The following is a 22,422-nucleotide window of genomic DNA, read 5'->3' as shown; positions in this document are numbered from 1 at the left end:
GGCGCTACTTGCCCGCAAGAACCCGCGAGGCGACGTTGATGTACTTGCGGCCCGCTTCCTGCGCATGGAGCACGGCGTCGCCGAGACTCTCGGCCTCGCGCACGCTGGCGAGCTTGATCAGCATCGGCAGATTGATGCCGGCGACCACCTCGACCTGGCCGCCGTTCATGCACGACAGCGCGAGGTTCGAGGGCGTACCGCCGAACATGTCGGTCAGAACCACGACGCCGTTGCCGGAGTCGACCCGGCAGACGGCCGACATGATGTCCCCGCGGCGCAGCTCCATGTCGTCCTCAGGCCCGATCGTGATGGTCTCGATCTGCTTCTGGGGGCCGACGACGTGCTCCAGGGCGGCCTTGAATTCGGTCGCCAACAGGCCGTGGGTGACGAGCACCATTCCAATCATCGAAGCGTGTTCCGACGCCCTGTGAGCGGAGACGCCATCTTGTGCAGCGCAAGGTGAAGCGCAAGCGGATCGCGGCGTTTTGCGTAACGCGATGCCTCACCATGCCACGGCGGTGGCGGCCGCGCTACACGTCGCGGGCGCCGCCGGGCACGAGAGCGGCCGGGTGCGTCCGCATTGCCACGCCGGATCGGAGCGCCTCGCGAATCAGGTATTCGCGCGGATGGTGCGGTTCAAGGGCGAGCCGCGGCAGCGCCACGCCGAGGAGCCGCGCGGTCGCGTCCGCCTCGGCCGGCAGGCGCTCGGCTTCCGCGATCAGATCGACCACGAGCCGCAGGACCGCGGCCGATGCGTGCGTGGCGAGACGACGGATGCCGAGGCCCCGGACCTCGATCAGTCCGGCGAGAACGGGATGGGGCCGGGCGACGAGGCGGCCGTGATGCGCCTCCAGCCGAATCCGGTCGTCGCCGACGAGGCGGGCGTGGCGGCCCTCCAGGAAGAACCGGTCGAGGAGCGCGAGGCACAGGGCCGACTTGCCCGAACCGGACGCCCCCCGAATCAGCACGCCGGCCTCGCCGAGGAGGACGCAGCTCGCATGGACCGTCTCCCGCGGCGCTCCGCCGTCGGGCGTCCCGGCCCCGCTCATGCGGCGAGGTCGTCGTCGCCATAGCGGTCGGCACGCGGCGCGGTCGGCAGGCGCACGACGAAGCGGGCGCCGCGTACCGTCGGGTGCCCCTCCTCGTCGGCCGGGCCGGGCCGGTTCTCGGCACGGATCGTGCCGCGATGGGCCTGGATGATCTGCCGCGAGATCGACAGGCCGAGGCCGGAGTTCTGCCCGAAGCCCTGCTCCGGCCGGTCGGTGTAGAAGCGCTCGAAGATCCGCTCCAGGGCGTGCTCGGGGATGCCCGGTCCCTCGTCCTCGACCACGAACTCGACCTCGCCCTTGAGGCGGCGCAGCGCCACCCGCACCTTGGCGCCCGGCGGCGAGAACGAGCGGGCGTTGTCGAGCAGGTTGTTGACGACCTGTCCCAGCCGGCTGTCGTGGCCGATGATGCGGAACGGATCCTCGACCTCGCCGCCGGGCCGCTCGACGTCGAACCGGATCAGCGCCGCGTTCCCGCGCCGCCGCTCGTTGGCGACCGAGGTCACGGTGGTGAGCAGCTTGCCGAGATCGACGCGGCGCGCCTCCGCGCGGGCGAGCTCGGCGTCGAGGCGCGAAGCATCGGAGATGTCGGAGATCAGCCGGTCGAGGCGCTTCACGTCGTGCTGGATGATCTGCATCAGCCGGCTGCGCGATTCGTCGGTCTTGGCGAGCGGCAGGGTCTCGACCGCGCTGCGCAGGGATGTGAGCGGGTTCTTCAGCTCGTGGCTGACATCCGCGGCAAAGCTCTCGATGGCGTCGAGCCGCCGGTAGAGCGCCTGGGTCATGTCGCGCAAGGCGCCGGAGAGGTGGCCGATCTCGTCGGTGCGGCCCGTGAAGTCGGGAATTTCCTGGCGCGACTTGATGCCCCGGCGCACCCGCTCGGCGGCGTCGGCCAGGCGCCGCACCGGTCCGGCGATGGCGCCGGCGAGCAGGATCGACAGAACCAGCATCACGGCGGCCGCGACGAGGAACACCTGGAGCAGGCCGAAGCGCTCGGAGGCGATCACCCGGTCGATCTCGCCCCCTTGCGTCGAGACCATCAGCACGCCGCGCACCGAGCCCGAGCGCTGGATCGGCACCGCCACGGAGACGATGGTCTCGCCGCGCTCGTTGCGCCGGGAGATCGTCCCGCGCGAGCCGTTCAGCGCCGCCTGGACCTCGCGGAAGGCACGCCCGTCCTGGGGACCGGCCTCTTCCTGGGGCGAGCGCTCGCTGACGACGAGGCCGAGGATGCGGGTGCCGAAGAAGTCCCAGATCCGCTCCAGCACGTTGGGCTTGGGCGGCCGGGCCACGGTGTCGCCGCGGGTGATGTCGCCGCGGGCGTAGAGCGAGCGGGTGTCGAACAGCAGGCTCCCCTCGCGGTCGTAGACCCGGGCGCGGTTGCCCGTCGGCGTCACGAGGCGGCGCAGCAGGGGCGCGACCTTCTCGGGGTTGAGCGAGAAGGCGAGCGAGGCGGGATCGTCGTCGACGTCCCGGCCCTCGCCGGCCTGCTGCTGCAGCAGCCGGTCGGGATCGACCCGGATCGTGTCGGTCTCGACGGAGGCCTGGGCGGCGATGGCGCCGGCGATGATGTCGCCCTGGATCAGCAGGCTCTGGACGCGGGCCTGGATCAGCCCCTGGCGGAACTGGTTCAGGTAGAGGAAGCCGAACAGCAGGACGATCAGCCCGACGAGGTTGAGCACCACGATGCGGCGCGTCAGGCTCGACGAGGCGCGCTGGCCCACCGCGTTCCACAGGTCGCGCGGCCAGGTCAGCGGCGGGCGGGTGAGGGAATGGGTCAGGCGCGCGAGGAAGCCGCGGCGAGCCCCATCGGACTCGGACTGGCGGAACAGGGGGGCGAGCATCGTTTCAGCCGGATCGCCGCGCCTCAACCCTCCTTGAAGCGGTAGCCGACGCCGTAGAGCGTCTCGATCATGTCGAAGCTCTGGTCGGTCACCTTGAACTTCTTGCGCAGGCGCTTGATGTGGCTGTCGATGGTGCGGTCGTCGACGTAGACCTGATCGTCGTAGGCCGCGTCCATCAGGGCGTTGCGGCTCTTCACGACGCCCGGGCGCTGCGCGAGCGCCTGCAGGATCAGGAACTCGGTGACGGTGAGCGTCACCGGCTCGCCCTTCCAGGTGCAGGTGTGGCGCTCGGGGTCCATCATCAGTTGGCCGCGCTCCAGCGAGCGGGCGGCGGCGTCGGCCTCGCGGGCGGCCCCGCCGGGCGTGGCGTCCTTCGGGGCGAAGCGGCGCAGCACCGCCTTGACCCGCTCCACCAGCAGGCGCTGCGAGAACGGCTTGTGGATGAAGTCGTCCGCGCCCATCTTCAGGCCGAACAACTCGTCGATCTCCTCGTCCTTCGAGGTGAGGAAGATCACGGGCAGGTCCGATTTCTGCCGCAGGCGCCTGAGAAGCTCCATCCCGTCCATGCGCGGCATCTTGATGTCGAAGATGGCCAGGTCCGGCGGGGAGTGACGCAGGCCGTCGAGCGCCGAGGCGCCGTCGGTGTAGGTCTGGATCCGGTAGCCCTCGGTCTCCAGCGCGATCGAGACGGAGGTCAGGATGTTGCGGTCGTCGTCGACGAGGGCGATGGTGGGCATGCGGTTTCCCTGACTTGACGACGCGCGCGCCGCCCCTGGCGCGTCCTTGGGGGCCCGCGACGGCCATGCGCGGCCCTCCGCCATGCGGGGGCCGCCATCCGTGCGGTGGGTCTCGTCCTTTACGACCATCGTTCGAAAAAAGCGAGCGGCAGTCTAAGCTTGGCCGTATCGGCCGGTTTGGGACAAGGGACTTCGGGAGAGGAGATAGGGCCGACAACGCGCCGCGTCTGGCCGCGCCGCCGGCTCTTCTGCATCGACCCCACACCGCGCTATGCTTCTCACAAAATCTGGGGAGGATCGCTTTCTATGGTCAACGACGCGATGCCGCCCGCAGGGGAACGGCGCGGGCCGGCCGAGCCGCTGCCCGCGGCGCAGGCGCCCTTCGACGCGACCGGCCTCGCCCGCCACCTCCTGCGCAGCGTGCGCTCGGGCGCGCTCGCCACGATCGACGCGGCCGACGGCACGCCCTTCGCCTCCCTGGTCACCCTCGCCACCGACAGCGACGGCACGCCCCTGATGCTGCTGTCGCGGCTCTCGGCGCATACGCGCAACCTCGATCGCGATCCCCGCGCCTCGCTGCTGTTCTCGGTCGGCGGCAAGGGCGATCCCCTCGCCCATCCCCGCCTGACCGTGACCGGCCGCGCCGCGCGCTGCGACGAGCCTCGGGTCCGCGAGCGCTTCCTAGCGCGTCACCCGAAGGCCAAGCTCTACGCGGACTTTCCCGATTTCGGCTTCTTCGCCCTCGCCCCCACGGCGGGCCATCTCAACGGCGGCTTCGCCAAGGCGGCGACGCTGACGGGCGCGGAACTGCTCCTCGACATGGCCGGCGCCGAGGCGGTCGTCGCGGGCGAGCGCGGCGCCGTCGCGCACATGAACGCCGACCATGCCGACGCGCTCGCCCTCTACGCCGCCGCTGTCGGCGAGGCGGGCACGGGCTGGCGGCTCACCGGGCTCGACCCGGAGGGGCTCGACCTGATGGCTGCCGAGCGCACGGTGCGGGTCACCTACCCGGAGCCGGTGCGCGACATGGAGGCCCTGCGCAAGACCCTGGTGGCGATGGCCGCCGCGGCACGGGCCGGCTCCGGCACGGACGCCCCTCTTCCCCACCCGGAGGCTTGAGGCGCCGATCTTCCCGGGGGGCGGACCATCCGCGGCGCCCCCCGCCTTGGCGCGCGTGTCCGCCGCTGCTATGCCCGCCCCAGCCAATCCCGACAGACCTGCCGTGCGCCGCGCCAGCCCGCAACGGGACCGCCGTGCCGGAGACCCCGATGACCACCCGCACCATCGACAACATCCGCAACTTCTCGATCGTGGCGCATATCGACCACGGCAAGTCGACCCTCGCCGACCGGCTGATCCAGCAGACCGGCACCGTGGCGCTTCGCGACATGAGCGAGCAGATGCTCGACTCGATGGACATCGAGCGCGAGCGCGGCATCACCATCAAGGCCAACACCGTCCGCCTCGAATACAAGGCGCAGGACGGGAAGGATTACGTCCTCAACCTGATGGACACGCCCGGCCACGTCGATTTCGCCTACGAGGTTTCCCGGAGTCTGGCCGCCTGCGAAGGGTCTCTCCTCGTGGTGGACGCGTCCCAGGGCGTCGAGGCGCAGACGCTCGCCAACGTCTATCAGGCGCTCGACGCCAACCACGAGATCGTGCCCGTCCTCAACAAGGTCGACCTGCCGGCGGCCGAGCCCGACCGGGTCAAGGAGCAGATCGAGGAGGTGATCGGCCTCGACGCCTCGCAGGCCGTGCCGATCTCGGCCAAGACCGGCCTCAACATCGAGGCGGTGCTGGAAGCCATCGTCACCCGCCTGCCGCCGCCCAAGGGCGACCGCGACGCGCCGCTGAAGGCGCTGCTGGTGGATAGCTGGTACGACGTCTATCTCGGCGTCGTGGTGCTGGTGCGCATCGTCGACGGCGTGCTCAAGAAAGGCATGACCATCCGCATGATGGGCGCGGACGCCGCCTACGGCGTCGACCGGATCGGCGTGTTCCGCCCGAAGATGGCCGATATCGGCGAACTCGGCCCCGGCGAGGTCGGCTTCCTCACCGGTTCGATCAAGGAGGTGGCCGACACCCGCGTCGGCGACACCATCACCGAGGACAAGCGCCGGACCGCCGCGATGCTGGCGGGCTTCAAGGACGTGCAGGCGGTGGTGTTCTGCGGCCTGTTCCCCGTGGACGCCGCCGACTTCGAGTCCCTGCGCGGCGCCATGGGCAAGCTGCGGCTCAACGACGCCAGTTTCTCCTACGAGATGGAGACGAGCGCCGCGCTCGGCTTCGGCTTCCGCTGCGGCTTCCTCGGGCTCCTCCACCTCGAGATCGTCCAGGAACGGCTGGAGCGCGAGTTCAACCTCGACCTGATCTCGACGGCGCCGTCGGTCGTCTACCGCCTCACCATGCGCGACGGCGAGATCAAGGAGCTGCACAACCCGGCCGACATGCCCGATCCGATGAAGATCGAGACGGTCGAGGAGCCGTGGATCCGCGCCACGATCCTCACGCCCGACGACTATCTCGGCGGCGTGCTCAAGCTCTGCCAGGACCGGCGCGGCGTCCAGATCGACCTCAACTACGTCGGCAAGCGGGCCATGGTCGTCTACGACCTGCCGCTCAACGAGGTGGTGTTCGATTTCTACGACCGCCTGAAGTCGATCTCGAAGGGCTACGCTTCTTTCGACTATCACGTCTCGGACTACCGCGAGGGCGACCTCGTGAAGATGTCGATCCTCGTCAACGCCGAACCGGTGGACGCGCTCTCCATGCTCGTCCACCGCACCCGCGCCGAGAGCCGCGGCCGGGCGATGTGCGAGAAGCTGAAGGACCTGATCCCGCGCCACCTGTTCCAGATCCCGGTCCAGGCGGCGATCGGCGGCAAGATCATCGCCCGCGAGACCATCCGGGCGCTGTCCAAGGACGTGACCGCGAAGTGCTACGGCGGCGACATCTCGCGCAAGCGCAAGCTCCTGGACAAGCAGAAGGAAGGCAAGAAGCGCATGCGCCAGTTCGGCCGCGTGGAGATCCCGCAGGAGGCGTTCATCGCCGCGCTGAAGATGGACGATTGACGGGCCAGCCCCGCCGCGCCGTCATCGCGAGCGGATGCGAAGCGATCCAGTCGCGCGACCGCTCCGGATAGGGCGGAGCCCTGGATCGCTTCGGCTTCGCCTCGCGATGACGGCGAGGAAGCGGCACGAGCGGTCCACGAAAAAAATCCCGCTCCCTGCTTCGAACCGGCGCCCTTACTTCATCTGTGAGAAACCGGTCTCGTCATACCCCCGTCAAGCCGCCACGGTAACGGCGCAATTCGGGAGTTTCGGTTGCGCGCAAGCGAGAGGCCGAAGCAACTGGCACACTGTGTGCCGATCCGTTGAAACGCGGCGCTGGGTCGAATCGGGACAAAATGGCGATGGGCGGGGCGCGCGAGGACAACCTGACGCCGAGGACGATGCGGCTGCGCACGCAGCTCCTCGTCGCCGCCGTGCTGTGCGCCGGCGCGGGCGCCGTCCTGTGGTACGGGCGGCCCGAGGCGGTCGATGCCGCGGTGCCGACGCCGGCCGCCGTCACCGCCGCGGGACCGGGGCGCTTCGTGCTGACCGAGAGCCAGCTCGCCACCGTCACCACCGTGCCGGTCGAGCAGCGCCTGTTCTACGAGGATATCGCCACCGAGGGGAAGATCAGCGTCGACGAGTACCGGGCGACGCCGGTGTTCTCGCCCTATGCCGGCCGGGTGATCACCATCTTCGCCCGCTCCGGCGAGCAGGTGAAGCAGGGCGACAAGCTGTTCTCGCTCCAGGCCAACGAAATGGTCCAGGCGCAGAACGATTTCCTGGCCGCCCTCAACATCCTCAACAAGGCCCGCTCGCAGCTCTCCTACGCCACGAATACGGAAAAGCGCCTGCACGACCTCTACGATTCCCGCGTCACCACGCTGAAGGAATTGCAGACGGCGCAGAACGACCTCGCCACGGCGCAGAACGACGCCAAGACGGCGGAGGTCGGCCTGGAGGCGGTGCGCAACCGCCTGCGCATCCTCGGCCTCGCCGACGACGACATGCGGGCCCTCCAGACCAAGGGCGCGATCAACCCGGAGACGACGATCAACGCGCCGCTGTCGGGCACCGTCATCCAGCGCAAGATCGGCCCGGGCCAGTACATCAACACCGGCGGCTCCGACCCCTCCTACATCATCGGCGACCTCGCCCGGGTCTGGATCGTGGCGCAACTGCGCGAGACCGACGCGGCCAAGGTCGATCTCGGCGAGCGCATCCGCTTCCGGACGCTCGCCTATCCGGGCCGGACCTTCGAGAGCCGGATCAACTTCATCGGCGCCTCGGTCGATCCCGCCACCCGGCGCATCGTCGTGCGCGCCGAGGTCGACAACCCCAAGGGGCTCCTGAAGCCCGAGATGTATGCCAGCGTCCACATCATCAACGAGCGCGAGACCGTCTCCCGCGCGGTGCCGCGGCAGGCGGTGATCTTCGAGGGCGACAAGGCCCGGGTCTGGGTGCTCGGCGCCGGCAACAGCGTGGAGAGCCGCCCGGTGAAGACCGGACTCGTCGACGGCAACGACATCGAGATCATCGAAGGGCTCTCGGTGGGCGAGCGGGTGATCGCGAAGGGGGCCCTGTTCATCGACGGCATGACCGAGCAGCCGGGCTGAGCCCGGGCTCGCGACGGTCCTTCACGAACAAGAACATTCCGAGCCGGGTCCGCCCGGTCCGCGTCCGGTGAGGCCGCGAGGTTTGGAACCGACCCCATGAACGGCATCGTCGCGCTCGCGCTCCGGCAGCGCCCCCTCGTCATCCTGGCCTTCGTGCTGTTCGTGGTCGGGGGCCTCGCCGCCTTCCGGAACCTCAACATCGAGGCCTATCCCGACCCGACCCCGCCGATGGTCGACGTCGTGACACAGACCGACGGCCTCTCGGCGGAGGAGATCGAGCGCTACGTCACGATCCCGATCGAGCGGATCACCTCGGGGATGCCGAACCTGCGCCAGGTGCGCACGATCTCGCTCTACGGCCTGTCCGACGTGAAGCTGCAGTTCGGCTTCGAGTTCGACTATCTCCAGGCCGAGCAGCAGGTCCTGAACCGCCTGCAGCAGCTTGATCCGCTGCCGGCGGGCGCCAAGCCCACCATCTCGCCGATCAGCCCGATCGGCGAGATCTTCCGCTACAGGCTCACCGCGCCGGATGGATACAGCGTGCTCGACCTGCGCACGCTCCAGGAATGGGTGCTGAAGAAGCGCTTCCGCGCGGTGCCGGGCGTGATCGACGCCATCGGCTGGGGCGGCAAGACCAAGACCATCGAGCTCTCGGTCGATCTCGACCGGCTGATGGCCTACGGCCTGACCCTGTCGGGCGTGGTCAAGACCCTCAACGACAGCAACCTCAACGTCGGCGGCAACCGCGTCGCCATCGGCGGCCAGTCGGCGGTGGTGCGCGCGGTCGGCCTGATCCGCGACGTGGACGACATCAACGGCACGGTGCTGGCCCAGGTCGGCGGCGCGCCGGTGCTCGTCAGGGACATCGCCACGGTCACCATCGGCCACCAGCCGCGGCTCGGCATCGCCGGCATGAACGACGAGGACGACATCGTCCAGGGCATCGTCCTGATGCGCCGCGGCGAGAAGAGCACGCCGTCGATCGAGGCCGTGAAGGCGGAGGTCGCCAGGATCGAGGCCGCGGGCCTCCTGCCGCCGGGGGTGAAGATCGAGCGCATCTACGACCGCGCCGACCTGATCGCGGTCACCACCCACACCGTGCTGCACAACATGGTGGTCGGCATCCTGCTGATCCTGGCGATCCAGTGGCTGTTCCTCGGCAATCTCCGCTCGGCCCTGATCGTCGTGGCGACGATCCCCTTCGCCCTGTTCTTCGCGGTCGTCATCCTCGTGGCCCGCGACGAATCCGCCAACCTCCTCTCGGTCGGCGCCCTCGATTTCGGCCTGATCGTCGACGGCACCGTCATCATGGTCGAGGCGATCTTCCGGCGCCTGTCGGGCCACGGCATCCCGGGCTATCCGCCGCCGGGGCTCGACGCCAAGTCGGGGCGCATCGCGCTGGCCGCGGAGGATGTGAGCCGCTCGATCTTCTTCGCGGCGGCGATCATCGTCACCGGCTTCCTGCCGCTGTTCACGCTCACCGGCGTCGAGGGTCACATCTTCGGGCCGATGGCGACGACCTACGCCTACGCCCTGCTCGGCGGCCTGATCGCCACCTTCACGGTCACGCCGGCGCTCGCCGCCTCCCTTCTCCCCGCGCAGATCGAGGAGACCGAGACGATGCTCGTGCGCGTCCTCGACCGGCTCTACCGCCCGGCGGTGCGCGCGGCGATCGGCGCCCGGCTCGTCACGGCGGCCTGCGTCGCGCTGATCGCGGTCGGGGTCGGCGTGGCCGCGCGCAACCTCGGTTCGGAATTCCTGCCCAAGCTCGAAGAGGGCAACCTCTGGGTCCGCGCCACCATGCCGGCGACGATCTCGCTTCACGAGAGCAACGGCTACGTCAACGCGATGCGCAAGATCATCGCCTCGCTGCCCGAGGTCGAGCGCGTGGTCTCGCAGCACGGGCGCCCGGACGACGGCACCGACGCGGCGGGCTTCTTCAACGCCGAGTTCTTCGCGCCGATGAAGCCCCTCGACCAGTGGCGCCCCGGCCTCGACAAGGAGGCGCTCACCGAGGAGATGCTGCACAAGCTCCAGGCCGCCTTCCCCGGCGTCGACTTCAACCTGTCGCAGTACCTCCAGGACAACGTCGCCGAGGCCGTCTCCGGCATCAAGGGCGAGAATTCGTTCAAGATCTTCGGCCCCGACCTGCAAAAACTCACCGACAGCGCCAAGAGCGTGATGAAGGTGCTCTCGACGGTCCGCGGCGTCGAGGATCTGGCGGTGTTCCAGTCGCTCGGCCAGCCGACCATCGAGATCGACGTGGACCGGGTGCGGGCCGCCCGCTACGGCCTGACGCCGGGCGACATCAACACCACGGTGCGCACCGCCATCGGCGGCGACTCGGCGGGCGATCTCTACGATCCGGGTTCCGAGCGGCACTACCCGATCGTCGTGCGCCTCGCGCCGCAATACCGCCAGAGCATCGAGGCGATCGCCAACCTGCGCATCGCCGGCCAGAGCCCCGCCAGCGGCGCCCCCGTGCAGTTTCCCCTGAGCGCGGTCGCCACCGTCCAGCTCGTCTCCGGCCCGGCCTACATCTACCGCGAGGCCCAGGAGCGCTACCTGCCGGTGAAGTTCTCCGTGCGCGGGCGCGACCTCGGCAGCACCATCGAGGAGGCGCGCACCCGCGTCGCCGACGAGGTGCGGCTGCCGCCGGGCTACCGGCTGGAACTGGTCGGCGAGTTCAACAACATGAAGGGCGCGATCGCCCGCCTCTCCGTGACCGTCCCGGTCGCGGTCGGCATCATCGCCATCCTGCTGTTCATGAACTTCTCGTCGGTGGTGGATTCGCTTCTCGCGCTGAGCGTGATCCCGATGGCGATGGCCGGCGGCATCCTGGCGCTCTCGCTCACCGGCACCTCGTTCAGCGTCTCGGCGGCGATCGGCTTCATCGCCCTGCTCGGCATCGCGGTGATGGACGGCATCATCGTGCTCACCCACTACAACGGCCTGCTGGCGGCGGGCGCCGAGCGCGTGCCGGCGATGCTGCGCACCTGCACCACGCAGATGCGGCCCGTGGTGATGACCTGCGTCGTGGCCGGCGTCGGCCTGTTGCCGGCCGCATTCTCGACCGGCGTCGGCTCGCAGGTGCAGAAGCCGCTGGCGCTGGTGGTGGTGGGCGGCATGGCGCTGGCGCCCTTCCTGATCCTGCTGGTGCTGCCGGTGCTGATCCTGACCTTCTCGCGCCGCAGGCCCGCCGCGCATTCGGAGGCCGCGAACCGGGTCGCGGCGGCGCAGGCGCCCTCCCCGGCCGGGGCGCCGTGAGGGGCGAGCGGTCCTCCCGGGCGTCCCTCACGGGCTCCCCGGCCCCTTGGCGAGGCCGGCCAGGGTGAACAGGTCGACCGAGAGCTTGGCGCCGACGACGAAAGCGTCGGGGATGTTCTTCGGGTAGTACGGGAAGCGGGTCTGGTCCGGGTTGACGATGTATTGCAGGTTCGGCGTCAGCCGGACCGCCGGCGAGATCTGGATACCGTAATTCAGCTCCATCATGATCTGCTGCGAGGGAATCGTGCGGAACAGCCCGAGGGAGGCTTGCGCCGCCTCGATGTTCGAGAGCGCGAGCGGGCTGAACGCTTGCGTGTTGATGACGAAACCGATCGTATCGTAGGGCCGGCCGGCGAAGGTGCCGGTCTGGAGCGCGCCGATCTCCAGGAAGTAGTCCTCGACCAGCCGGCCCCCGGTGCCGGCCATGGCGACGCCGAACAGGGTGAGGCCCTGGATGCCGTTCGGATCGGGGCGCCACACCATCTGGTCGAAGCGGGCATAGACGCCCGAACGCCCGAACCGGGTGGCGGGAGACAGCCCGGTGAGCACCCGGCGGCCCCCCGCCCCGTCGAGCACTGGGTCGGTGTAGTCGGAGCGGTCGATCCAGCCGCCGATGCCGTAGTTGCGGGGCAATGCGTCGTTGGCGAAGGTGGTGGAGTAGCCGAGTTCGAACGGCACGATCGCGCCGGTGGCGCCCTTGGTCGAGAAGTCGAGGCCGTTGTCGCCGGGCTGCTGGTGCAGCGGGTTCACCTCGTAGGCGCCGACATGGAAGAACACCTTGTCCGTCAGCCACGCCTTGGCGTGCCCGCCCCAGCTCGCCACCGGCCAGAAGGTGAAGTTCGAGGTCTTGAACACGAAGGTCGGGTTGCCGCAGGCCGAATTCGTCTGGAAATTGCAGTAGATCGGCGAGTTCAGGAAGTTGATGTTGGCGACCAAGCGCCCGACCTCGACGTCGAGCCGGTTGTCGAACAGCTTCTGCTGGTAGGAGAGCAGCGTCAGCCGCGTGGTCTGGCCGCCGCCGAAGATCTCCTGCACGCTGGTGTTGTTGCCGATGAAGTCGTCGGCGAGGTTGCGGCCGTGGCGGTTGGTGACCGCGACGTGGAACGAGCCGCCCTCGATCCCGGCAAGCCGCTGGAGGTCGCCATCGATGCCGAAGAAGAGCTGGCCGGCATAGGCCGAGCCCTGGCGGATGCCGCCGACCGGGTTGGCCGCCGCCTGTCCCGTGTAGTTCAAGAGGAACGACAGGCCGTTGCCGAGGTCGAACGTGCCCGGCGGTAGGGCCGGGGGCGTCGCGGTCTGGCCGAGCACGTCGGCCGCCGCCGCGGCGCTGCCGTCGTTGCCGAAGGTTCGGCGAGGCGGCGCCCGCCGCACCACGCGCCGCAGGGCCGGACGCCGGACGACGGCCACGCCGTTCTCCGCCCGCGCGAGGCCCGGCTGTCCGGGCTCGTCCTGCGCGCCGGCCGGCATCGTCCCCATCCCCAGTACCGTGAAGAGGCCGAGCACGGCCCAAGCTGCCCTGTCAGCTTTCATGTCGTTCCCCCAGATCGACGATGCCCGGCTCGTTTTCGGGGCTCGGGTCGAGACGCGTTGTCGAACCATGACTTTTGATTGTGAAAGGCGGCGGCGGACATGCGCGGCCGAGGCTCCTGGGAAGGGCGCGGCCAGTCCGATCAGGCGGCGCGCTTCTTGAGGAGGCCGACCAGAAGCCCCGTCACGATCGTCCCGGCGGCGAGCGCGATCAGCGCGCCCGTCACGTTGGTCACGGCGTTGGGGATCGGCAGCACGAACAGGCCGCCATGGGGCACCTTGAGGGTCACGCCCGCGGTCAGGGCGATGGCGCCGGCGACCGCCGAACCCGCCACCATGGAGGGGATCACCCGCAGCGGGTCGGCGGCGGCGAAGGGGATCGCGCCCTCCGTGATGAAGGCGGCACCCAGCACGGCGGCCGCGCCGCCGGCCTCGCGCTCCGGCGCGGTGAAGCGGTTCGGGAACAGGCGCGTGGCCAGTGCGATCCCGAGCGGGGGCGTCATGCCGCCGAGCATCACCGCGGCCATCGGCGCATCGACGCCCGACGAGAGCAGCGCCGCCGAGGAGGCGTAGGCGGCCTTGTTGATCGGCCCGCCCATGTCGACCGCCATCATGCCGCCGAGCACGAGGCCGAGCACCAGGGCGCTCGCCCCCTGCATGCCCTTCAGCCACTCGGTGAGGGCCGCGAGCGCGGCGGCCACCGGCACGCCGACCACGTAGACCATCATCAGGCCGGTGATCGTGGTGGCCAGCAGCGGCAGGATCAGGACGGGCTTGAGGCCCTCCAGGTTCTTGTGCAGGCGGATGTGCCGGTTGAGGAAGGCGGTGGTGTAGCCGGCGATGAAGCCTGCGGCGATGCCGCCCAGAAAGCCCGCCTGGAGGTTCGCGGCGAGCATGCCGCCGATCATGCCCGGCGCGATGCCCGGCCGGTCGGCGATGGAATAGGCGATGTAGCCGGCGAGCGCCGGGACGATCAGGGCAAACGCCGCCTTGGCGCCGATCTCTCCGAGCGCATAGCCCAGCGTGCCGGCATTCTCCGGCTTCATCGCGTCGATGCCGCCGAAGGCGAAGGCCAGCGCGATCAGGAGGCCGCCCGCCACCACGAAGGGCAGCATGAAGGACACGCCGGTCATCAGGTGCTTGTAGGCGCCGGCCTTGTTCTCCGCCGCGGCCGGACGGGCGGGGCCGTCCGCCGTCGCCTGGGCCGTATCGGCCGCCTGCCCCTGCGCCTCGGCGAGCGCGGTGGCGATCAGGCCCTTGCCGTCGCGGATCGCCGCCTTGGTGTTGGTGGCGTAAACCCGCTTTCCGGCGAAGCGCGCCCGGTCGACGCCGGTATCGGCGGCGATCAGCACGATGTCGGCCGCCGCGATCTCCGCCGCCGTCAATGCGTCGCGGGCGCCGACGGAGCCTTGCGTCTCGACCCGGACGTCGTGGCCCAGCGCCTTCGCCGCCGCCTGGATGCCCTCGGCCGCCATGAAGGTGTGGGCGATGCCGGTGGGGCAGGAGGTGATCGCCACGATTCTTTTCGGAGTGGCCGCCGCGTTTGCCGTGGAGCCGGACACCTCCGTGCCGGCGCCCAGGCGGTCGAGCACGGCGTTGACGTCGGTCAGCACGTCCTCGATCGCCGCCCGCGCCCGGTGCAGCGCCCCGAACCGGCCCTCGCCGAGATCGCCCTCGCCGACGAGCAGCACGGCCCGAGCCTGCGCAATCGCCGCTTCAGGGATCGGGTTGCCGCTGCCGCCCTTGCCGCGGACTTCGAGGGTCATCGGCGTGTTGCGCCGCCCGGCCGCCTTGCGCAGGGCCTCGGCGGCGAGGACGGCGTGGGTGGAGAGGTCTCCGCCTCCCACCACGGCCAGAAGCTGTGCCATGGGTTTCCTCCTCGAGTTTTTACCCGTTCGCTCGGTCGCCCGCCGATGATCCCTCTCCCGCAGAGGGGGGAGGGTCGGGGATGCGGTCAGTCGAGCCGCTCGATCCCGATCTCGCGCGCGATCGCCTCCACCTCGTCCCGCCCCGGCAGGTTCGCCCCCGTGCGGCTGAGCTTGCCCGCGGCGAAGGCGAGCGACCGCCGGGCGAGGTCGGGCAGGGCGAGGCGATCGTGCAGGCCGGCGACGAGGCCGGCGACCAGGGCGTCGCCCGCGCCGACGGTGCTCGCCACCCGGGTCGGCGGCGGCAGGGCCCGGAACGCGCCCTCGGCGGAGACGAACAGCGCGCCCTCCGCCCCGAGCGAGACGCAGACCAGCGCGATGCCGCTGCGCCGGAGTTCCCGAGCGGCATCGAGCACGCCGGACAGTTCGGGGAGCGGGCGCCCGGCCCACTCTTCCAGTTCGTGCCGGTTCGGCTTGATCGCGTCCGGCAGGCCGTCGCGCCCCGTGGCGAGCGCGGCGGCGAGCGCCGGCCCGGAGGCGTCGAGGACGACGCGGGCGCCGCGCCGCTTCAGCTCGGCGGTGAGCCGGGCATAGGTGTCGGCGGGCGCCGAGCGCGGCAGGCTGCCGGCGAGCACCGCGAGGCTGCCGGGGCCGGTCAGGTCGGCGAGCACGGCGCGCACCGCCTCGACGGTGGAGGGGCCGATGTCGAGACCCGGCAGGTTGATGTCGGTGGTCTCGCCGCTGCCCGCATCGAGCAGCTTGAGGTTGGTGCGCGTCTCGCCGGGAATCCGGGCGAAGCGGTCGTCGATGCCCTTGGCCGCGAGAAGCTGGACGAACGGCGCGGCGTTGTCCTGGCCGAGCACGCCGGTGGCGGCGACAGACAGGCCCCAGTCGGCGAGGCAGCAGGCGACGTTGACCCCCTTGCCGCCGGCGTCCGCCCAGACCGAGCGGGCGCGGTGCACGCTGCCCGGCGTCAGGCTGTCCAGCGTGACGGTCTGGTCGATCGCCGGGTTGAGGGTGAGGGTGACGAGGCGCATCGCTCAGGCTCCGGCCGCGGCTTCGTCGAGGGCGCGCACCGCGGCCGCGTCCTCCTGCGCGCAGGCCCTGGCCGCAAGCGCCGTCAGTTCGGCCCTGTCGGAGGCGCGCAGGCGCGCCTTCACGCCGGGCAGGTCGCGGGGCGTCATCGACAGCTCGTGGACGCCGAGGCCCGCGAGCAGGCAGGCGCCGAACGGGTCGCCGGCGATGCCGCCGCAGACGCCGACGAAGCGCCCGTGCCGGGCGGCGCCCTCGCAGGTGAGGCGGATCAGCCGCAGCACCGCCGGGTGGAGCGAGTCGGCCTCCGGCGCGAGCTCGGTGTTCTGGCGGTCGATGGCGAGGGCGTACTGGGTGAGATCGTTGGTGCCGATCGAGAAGAAGTCGCAGTGCCGGGCCAGCACGTCGGCCTGGATCGCGGCCGCGGGCACTTCGATCATGATGCCGAGCGGCACGTCCGGCGCGCCGACGTCCCCTCGAATCCGCTCGCAGATCTCCCGGAGCTTCAGCACCTCCGGCACCGAGGTGATCATCGGCATCATGATCGAGAGCGGCGCGTCCTTGCCCTTCGGGGCGTCGGCGGGAACGTGATCCCTCGCCGCCCGGTAGAGGGCGCGCAGTTGCGGCTCCATCAGGTCGGGCCGGCGCAGGAGCAGGCGGGCGCCGCGCACACCGAGGAAGGGGTTTTCCTCCCGAGGCAGGTGGAGATGGGCGACCTGCTTGTCGCCGCCGATGTCGAGGGTGCGCACGATCAAGGGGCGGCCGTCGAGCGCCTTCAGCATGCCCGAATAGGTCGCGTACTGGTCGTCCTCGCCCGGCGTGTCGCCGCGCTCCAAGAACAGGAACTCGGTGCGCATCAGGCCGACGCCCTCCGCGCCCTGGTCGAGGGCGAGGGGCACCTGCTCGGGGTTGTTGACGTTGGCGCCGATGGCGATGCGGTGGCCGTCGCGGGTCTGCGCGGGCCTTGCCCGCTCCCGCGCCTCGGCCTCCGCCTGCTCGCGCTGCCGGGCGCGCCAGTTCCCGGCGGAGGCGACGTCCGCCTCGCTCGGGCTCAGGTAGAGGCGGCCGGTGGTGCCGTCGAGGATCGCGGTGGTGCGGTTCTCCATCGCCAGCAGGCCGGGACCGCCCGCGACCACGGCCGGGATGCCCAGCGTGCGCGCCAGGATCGCGGTGTGCGAGGTCGGGCCGCCCTGGGCCGTGGCGAGGCCGATGACGCGGGCGGGGTCGAGGCCCGCCGTGTCGGAGGGGGCGAGGTCGGGGGCGATCAGGATGCAGGGCACGTCCGGCAGGTCGTGGCCGCTCTTCAGCGCCGGGTCGATCTGCGCCAGCACCCGGCGGCCGACATCGCGCAGGTCGGCGGCCCGGGCGGCGAGGACGGGGTTGCCGAGCGCCGAGAGCCGCCCGGCCATCCGCTCGACCGCGGCGTTCCAGGCAAACGCCACGCCGTGGCCCTCGACCATGAGCTGGCAGGCCAGCGTGATGAGGTCGGTGTCGGCGATCAGCTCGCCTTGCGCCCGGAAGATGCCGGCATCGGCCTTGCCGAGCCGCCGTTCGGTGTCGTCGGCCAGCGCCTTGAGCTGGCCGCCGGTGGCGGCGAGCGCCCGGTGCAGGCGGTCGGCGCCGGAGGTCAGCGGCTCGGGCTCGTCGGGCACGGTGACCTCGGCCGCCGCCAGCACGTGGATCGGCCCGATGGCGATGCCGGGGCTGGCGCCGATGCCGGGCATCACCCGCGGCGCGTCGGCGGGGTTCCAGCCGGCCACCGGGGCGGCGGCCTTGGCCGCGGCCTCCGCCGCGCGCCGGGCGGCGGCCTTCTCGCCGGCGCTCAGACCCGTCACCGCGGCGCAGATCCTTGCCAGCGCCCCGGCCTCGTCGTCCCCTTCCGCCGAGATCGTCACCTCGTCGCCGCAGCGCAGGCCGAGTTGCAGCAGCGCGATCAGGTTCTTGGCGTCCGCCGCCTGCCCGCCGTGGCGCACCTGGATGCGCGCCGGCAGGGCGCGGGCGGTCTCGACCCAGTGCGCGGCGGGCCGGGCGTGCAGGCCGGTCGGGTAATCGACGGTCCAATCGAAGCGCTGGCGCAGATCGGTGGCCGGGCCCGGGGCGGTCGGCGCGGCGGCGTCCTCGGTGAGCGCCGCGGCGATGTCCGCCTCGCTCCGCGTGGTGCGGAGCCGGTCGAGGCGGCCCTCGTCCTGGATCAGGCGGGTGAGGCGGCGCAGCACGGTGATGTGCGTGTCCGACTGCGCGGCGATGGCGACCACGAGGTGGGCGGTCTGGCCGTCGTGCCATTCGAGGCCGCCGGGGATCTGCAGGACGGCGAGCCCGCTCTCGCGCACGAGGTGCCGGTCGTCGACCATGCCGTGCGGGATGACGACGCCGTGGCCGAGATAGGTGTTCGCCACGCCCTCGCGGCGCAGCATGCTCTCGCCGTAGGCCGCGTCGATGCAGCCGGCGGCCGTGAGCAGCCCGGCGGCCTCGCGGATCGCGGCCTCCTTGCTGGCCGGCGCGGCGGCGAGGCGGACGAGGAGCCGTGGGCCGGTGCGCTGGGGCGAAAACGTCGGCGTCTGCGCGAGCATGGCGTGCTCTCCTCACCTCAAGGCTGCCCCGGCTGGTTCGCCGGGTGCATTTGCCGGACGCAGGCCGCGCTGGGCCTGCTCGGTTGTTCCGCCTGCCTTGTTATTCCGAATGAAAACGTTTTCACAAGATGTGTCAAGGGATACCTGCAAAAAAGTGCAGAATGGCGGCTTGCGATGCGGATCGCGGAGTGGCAGAACCCTGGCATGCGGCTGAAAACGTTTCCTTCGTTGCGGATGCCGGAATGAGCGTGGGAATCCGCGACGTGGCCCGCGCGGCGGGCGTCTCGACGGCGACGGTCTCGCGGGCGCTCGGGCGCGGGCCGGTGAGCGATGCCGTGCGCGCGCAGGTCGAGGCGGCGGTGCGCGCCACCGGCTATCGGCCGAACCTCTCGGCCCGCCGCCTGCGCTCGAAGGCGGCGCAGACCATCGGCCTGATCGTGGCCGACATCCGCAACCCGTTCTTCACGGCGGTGAGCCGGGCGGTGGAGGACGCGGCCTACGCCGCCGGGATGCGGGTGATCCTGTGCAACACCGACGAGGATCCGGCCCGCGAGGCGATGTACCTGCGGCTGATGGAGGAGGAGCGCGTCACCGGCGTGATCTTCGCGCCGACCCGGACGACGGCGGACGGGCTCACGGCGGACAGCCTGTCCTTCCCCACGGTGTTCATCGACCGCGCGGGGATGCCCGGAGCCCATGACAGCGTGGTGCTCGACAACGCGGCGGCCGCCGCGTCCCTGGTCGATCACCTCGTCGCGCAGGGGTTCAAGCGGATCGGCGGCCTGTTCGGTTCCACCAGTTCCACCGCACGGGAGCGGCAGGCCGGCTACGAGGCGGCGATGGCCCGCCACGACCTCTCCCCCGTCGCCCGCTCCGTGGCGCCGAACGCGGCGGCCGCGGAGGCCGAGACCGTCCGCTGGCTGGCGCAGCCCGACCGGCCCGAGGCTCTGATCCTCTCGAACGGGCTGATTCTGATGGGAGCGGTGCGCGCGGCGCGCACGCTCGAGCTCGCCATCCCCGCAGATCTGGCGCTGGCGGGCTTCGACAACGAGCCCTGGACCGATCTGGTCGAGCCGGGCCTCACCGTGATCGCGCAGCCGGTGGCCGAGATCGGCACCCAGGCGATGCGCCTCCTGTTCGAGCGCATCGAGCATCCGGGCCAGCCGGTGCGGAAGGTGACGCTGAGCGGGCGGGCGGTGCTGCGGGGCTCGACCCGGCGGGGGTGAGAGGGACCGAGCCCAGGGCTCCGAACCCGGGTCGACGCTCTTGGCGGCGCTCTCCGGCTCATCACGGCCGTCGTTCCGGATTCCGCTGCGCGGCCCCGGCCTCGTCCGTCGTCGCGCCGCCAATCAGGATGAGGCTGCGAATGGAATCGAGGTGGTCGAACAGGCCCTGAGCGCGTTGCGCTTCGCCTCGGCTTCTCGCACAAGCCGGCAGCCTTCGTTCGGGCCGGCGCTTCGCCGGCCTCGAAGCCCTCCTGCCGCCGCGGCGGGACAGCCCGCATCTCCCGGCCCACCGATGAGCCTCGCCCCCCTCCTCGCCGTCCCGCTCGCGGGCCTCCTCGCCGCCGGGCTGATCGTGCTGCTGAAGCCCCTGCTGCGGCGCTACGCCCTGGCCCGCCCCAACGCCCGCTCCAGCCACAGGGTGCCGACGCCCCAGGGCGGCGGGATCGCCATCGTCGCCGCCGCGCTCGCCGCCGGGGCCCTTCTCGCCGTTCCCGCCGGGATCGATCGCACGGGCACGGAACTGCCGGTGCTCGCCCTCGGCATCCTCGTGCTGGCCGTCGTCGGGACCGTCGACGACATCCGCCCGCTGCCGGCCTCGCTGCGGCTCCTCGTCCAGGCGGGGACGGTGGCGGCTTTGGTCCTCGCCGCCGAGGGACGCCTCCTGCCCGGGACTCCGCTCTGGCTGGAACGGGGCCTCGCGATCCTCGCCGGGCTCTGGTTCGTGAACCTCGTCAACTTCATGGACGGGCTCGACTGGATGACGCTGGCCGAGTTCGTGCCGCCGGCCGCCCTCCTGCTCGTCCTCGGCCTCGCCGGCCTCTACGCCCCCGCGCCGACCCTGGTCGCGGGCGCCCTGCTCGGCGCGCTCCTCGGCTTCGCGCCGTTCAACCGGCCGGTGGCGCGGCTGTTCATGGGCGATGTCGGCTCCCTGCCGGTGGGCCTGATCGTGGCGTGGCTGCTGTTCCGTCTTGCGGCGGAGGGGGGGCTCGCCGCCGCGCTGATCCTGCCGCTCTACCCGCTCGCCGACGCGACGCTGACGCTGCTGTGGCGCCTGCGGCGCGGCGAGCGGGTCTGGCAGGCCCACCGCAGCCATTACTATCAGGTGGCCACCGTCAACGGCTTCTCGGTTCCCGAGGTGGTCGGCTCCGTCTTCGCCGTGCAGGGGATGCTCGCGGTCCTGGCCGCCGCGACCTTGCTTTGGCCGCACCCCGCGGTCACGCTCGCCGGCCTCGTCCTCGCGGCGGGGCTGGTCGGATGGCTGCTGCGCCGGTTCGCGGCACCGCGGCCGGGCCGCGCTTCGGAAGGAAACAGGGCGTGACCGGAAAGCTGATCGCGCTGACGGGGGCGACGGGCTTCATCGGCCGCCACCTGCTGCGGGCGCTCACGGAGCGCGGCGACCGGGTGCGCGTGCTGCTGCGGCGACCGGTGGCTTTGCCCGAAGGCGCGAGCGGCGCGGTGGTCGGCGATCTGGCCCGGCCGATGAACATGGCCGCGGCGCTCACCGGAGTCGATGCCGTGGTGCATTCGGCGGGCCTCGCCCACGCCATGTCCGGCGCGCCCGAGGACGATTTCCGCAGTTCCAACACCGAGGCGACCCGGCGCCTCGCGGACGCCGCGCAGCGGGCCAGGGTCGGCCGCTTCGTGTTCCTCTCCTCGATCCGCGCGCAGGCCGGCCCGAGCGCCCCGGCGCCCCTCTGCGAATCGGACGCGCCCGCGCCGACCGACGCTTACGGCCGCTCGAAGCTCGCCGCCGAGGAGGCGCTGGCCGAGGCGGGGCTCGACTGGGTCGCCCTGCGCCCGGTGCTGGTCTACGGCGCCGGGGTGAAGGGCAACATGGCCGCGCTGCTCCGGCTCGCCCGGACGCCCTACCCGCTGCCGCTCGCAAGCCTGACGGGGCGCCGCTCGCTGGTCTCGGTCGAGAGTCTGGCCGCTGCCGTGGCGACGGTGCTGGAGGCGCCCGCCCCGCTCGCGCGCCCGCTGATCGTGGCCGATCCCGACCCGCTGACGCTGCCGGAGATGCTGGCGGCGCTCCGCTCCGGCCTCGGCCGCGGCCCCGGCCTGCTCCCCTGCCCGGTTCCGCTGATCGGGCTGGCCTGCCGCGCCACCGGCCGCGAGGCCGCCTTCGACCGCCTGACCGGCTCCCTGGTGGCCCGGGCCGAGGGGCTGGGGGCCCTGGGCTGGCGGCCGTCACAGGGGACACGCGAGGGGCTCGCCGCGCTGGCGCGGGCCGGGGGCTGAGGCCCGAATCGTCGCCGGCTCGACCGGAGCCGCGATGTTCTCGGCCTGTCGGCTGCCTGGAGCGCAGGACAGTCGGATAGAGCCTCGTCCCGAAAGATGGTTGCCGGCCTTCGGAAAAGACGATGCAATCGGCGAACGCGGGGCCGGACGTCTCGACATCCCTTCCGGCGCCGTCGCGCCCTGGATTGCTTCGGCTTCGCCTCGCAATGACGGAGAGAGTCACCCGCGCCTTCATTGCGAGCCGTCAGGCGAAGCAATCCAGCAGCGCGACTGCAACCGGCTTCGCAACCCCCTTTCCGCTCTTCCGAACGCTTCAAGGATCCGATCCAGGGCAACGGACCGGATGCGGGGCCTGCATGACCCGGAAAGCCCGGATCGAACGTTCGGATGCTCTCGGTTTT

The 22,422-nt window shown here is 71.3% G+C and carries 15 protein-coding genes; 7 read left to right on the top strand and 8 right to left on the bottom strand.

Annotated elements, in window-relative coordinates; translation table 11 throughout:
- Nucleotides 1–4: 4 nt before the first annotated feature.
- From PGN25_13960 to PGN25_13945, 4 genes are all read right to left on the bottom strand, one after another.
- Nucleotides 5–406: a PTS sugar transporter subunit IIA gene (locus PGN25_13960; GenBank protein ID MEH3118657.1), complete on the bottom strand. Its 402-nt coding sequence runs from the start codon at nt 404–406 to the stop codon at nt 5–7.
- A gap of 124 nt (nt 407–530) precedes the next feature.
- Entirely contained in the window at nt 531–1,049 is a 519-nt protein-coding gene (locus PGN25_13955) for an HPr kinase/phosphatase C-terminal domain-containing protein (protein MEH3118656.1), read from the bottom strand.
- Nucleotides 1,046–2,890: a stimulus-sensing domain-containing protein gene (locus PGN25_13950; protein ID MEH3118655.1), complete on the bottom strand. Its 1,845-nt coding sequence runs from the start codon at nt 2,888–2,890 to the stop codon at nt 1,046–1,048. Before PGN25_13950 ends, PGN25_13955 begins: the two co-directional genes overlap by 4 nt.
- Before the next feature lie 23 nt (nt 2,891–2,913).
- Nucleotides 2,914–3,627 carry a response regulator transcription factor gene (locus PGN25_13945; protein MEH3118654.1) on the bottom strand — a complete coding sequence of 238 codons (714 nt, stop codon included), beginning with the start codon at nt 3,625–3,627 and terminating at the stop codon, nt 2,914–2,916.
- Nucleotides 3,628–3,933: 306 nt separating this feature from the next.
- Between PGN25_13945 and PGN25_13940 the strand changes: the two genes are divergently transcribed.
- From PGN25_13940 to PGN25_13925, 4 genes are all read left to right on the top strand, one after another.
- Nucleotides 3,934–4,746 carry a DUF2470 domain-containing protein gene (locus tag PGN25_13940; protein ID MEH3118653.1) on the top strand — a complete coding sequence of 271 codons (813 nt, stop codon included), beginning with the start codon at nt 3,934–3,936 and terminating at the stop codon, nt 4,744–4,746.
- 149 nt (nt 4,747–4,895) lie between these two features.
- Nucleotides 4,896–6,701 carry a translation elongation factor 4 gene (gene lepA / locus PGN25_13935; protein ID MEH3118652.1) on the top strand — a complete coding sequence of 602 codons (1,806 nt, stop codon included), beginning with the start codon at nt 4,896–4,898 and terminating at the stop codon, nt 6,699–6,701.
- 341 nt (nt 6,702–7,042) lie between these two features.
- Nucleotides 7,043–8,296 (top strand): efflux RND transporter periplasmic adaptor subunit, encoded by a 1,254-nt coding sequence (locus PGN25_13930; protein MEH3118651.1) that lies wholly within the window; start codon nt 7,043–7,045, stop codon nt 8,294–8,296.
- A gap of 96 nt (nt 8,297–8,392) precedes the next feature.
- On the top strand, nt 8,393–11,563 hold the full coding sequence (locus tag PGN25_13925) for a CusA/CzcA family heavy metal efflux RND transporter (protein ID MEH3118650.1): 3,171 nt from the start codon (nt 8,393–8,395) through the stop codon (nt 11,561–11,563).
- A 27-nt stretch (nt 11,564–11,590) separates the two neighbouring features.
- On the opposite strand, the gene PGN25_13920 is transcribed toward PGN25_13925, so the two are convergent.
- The 4 genes from PGN25_13920 to ptsP all read right to left on the bottom strand — a co-directional run bounded on the left by PGN25_13920 (nt 11,591) and on the right by ptsP (nt 18,557).
- The gene (locus PGN25_13920) at nt 11,591–13,093 is read right to left on the bottom strand and encodes a carbohydrate porin (protein ID MEH3118649.1); all 1,503 of its coding nucleotides are present in this window, start codon (nt 13,091–13,093) and stop codon (nt 11,591–11,593) included.
- A 140-nt stretch (nt 13,094–13,233) separates the two neighbouring features.
- Nucleotides 13,234–14,958 carry a fructose-specific PTS transporter subunit EIIC gene (locus tag PGN25_13915; GenBank protein MEH3118648.1) on the bottom strand — a complete coding sequence of 575 codons (1,725 nt, stop codon included), beginning with the start codon at nt 14,956–14,958 and terminating at the stop codon, nt 13,234–13,236.
- 86 nt (nt 14,959–15,044) lie between these two features.
- Complete coding sequence (gene pfkB / locus PGN25_13910; protein ID MEH3118647.1) at nt 15,045–15,992, bottom strand: 1-phosphofructokinase; 948 nt, start codon at nt 15,990–15,992, stop codon at nt 15,045–15,047.
- Nucleotides 15,993–15,995: 3 nt separating this feature from the next.
- On the bottom strand, nt 15,996–18,557 hold the full coding sequence (gene ptsP / locus PGN25_13905; GenBank protein ID MEH3118646.1) for a phosphoenolpyruvate--protein phosphotransferase: 2,562 nt from the start codon (nt 18,555–18,557) through the stop codon (nt 15,996–15,998).
- 242 nt (nt 18,558–18,799) lie between these two features.
- On the opposite strand from ptsP, the gene PGN25_13900 reads away from it, so the two are divergent.
- The 3 genes from PGN25_13900 to PGN25_13890 all read left to right on the top strand — a co-directional run bounded on the left by PGN25_13900 (nt 18,800) and on the right by PGN25_13890 (nt 22,021).
- Entirely contained in the window at nt 18,800–19,783 is a 984-nt protein-coding gene (locus PGN25_13900) for a LacI family DNA-binding transcriptional regulator (protein ID MEH3118645.1), read from the top strand.
- A 292-nt stretch (nt 19,784–20,075) separates the two neighbouring features.
- A complete protein-coding gene (locus tag PGN25_13895) occupies nt 20,076–21,101 on the top strand; it encodes a glycosyl transferase (protein ID MEH3118644.1) in 1,026 nt (341 codons plus the stop codon).
- Nucleotides 21,098–22,021 carry an NAD-dependent epimerase/dehydratase family protein gene (locus tag PGN25_13890; protein ID MEH3118643.1) on the top strand — a complete coding sequence of 308 codons (924 nt, stop codon included), beginning with the start codon at nt 21,098–21,100 and terminating at the stop codon, nt 22,019–22,021. Before PGN25_13895 ends, PGN25_13890 begins: the two co-directional genes overlap by 4 nt.
- Nucleotides 22,022–22,422 lie beyond the last annotated feature (401 nt).

The sequence above is a fragment of the Methylorubrum populi genome (genome assembly GCA_036946625.1).
Taxonomy (GTDB): Bacteria; Pseudomonadota; Alphaproteobacteria; order Rhizobiales; family Beijerinckiaceae; genus Methylobacterium; species Methylobacterium populi_C.
The sequence above is the reverse complement of the archived record's forward strand: the minus strand, read 5'-3'. Positions and strand labels throughout refer to the sequence as shown.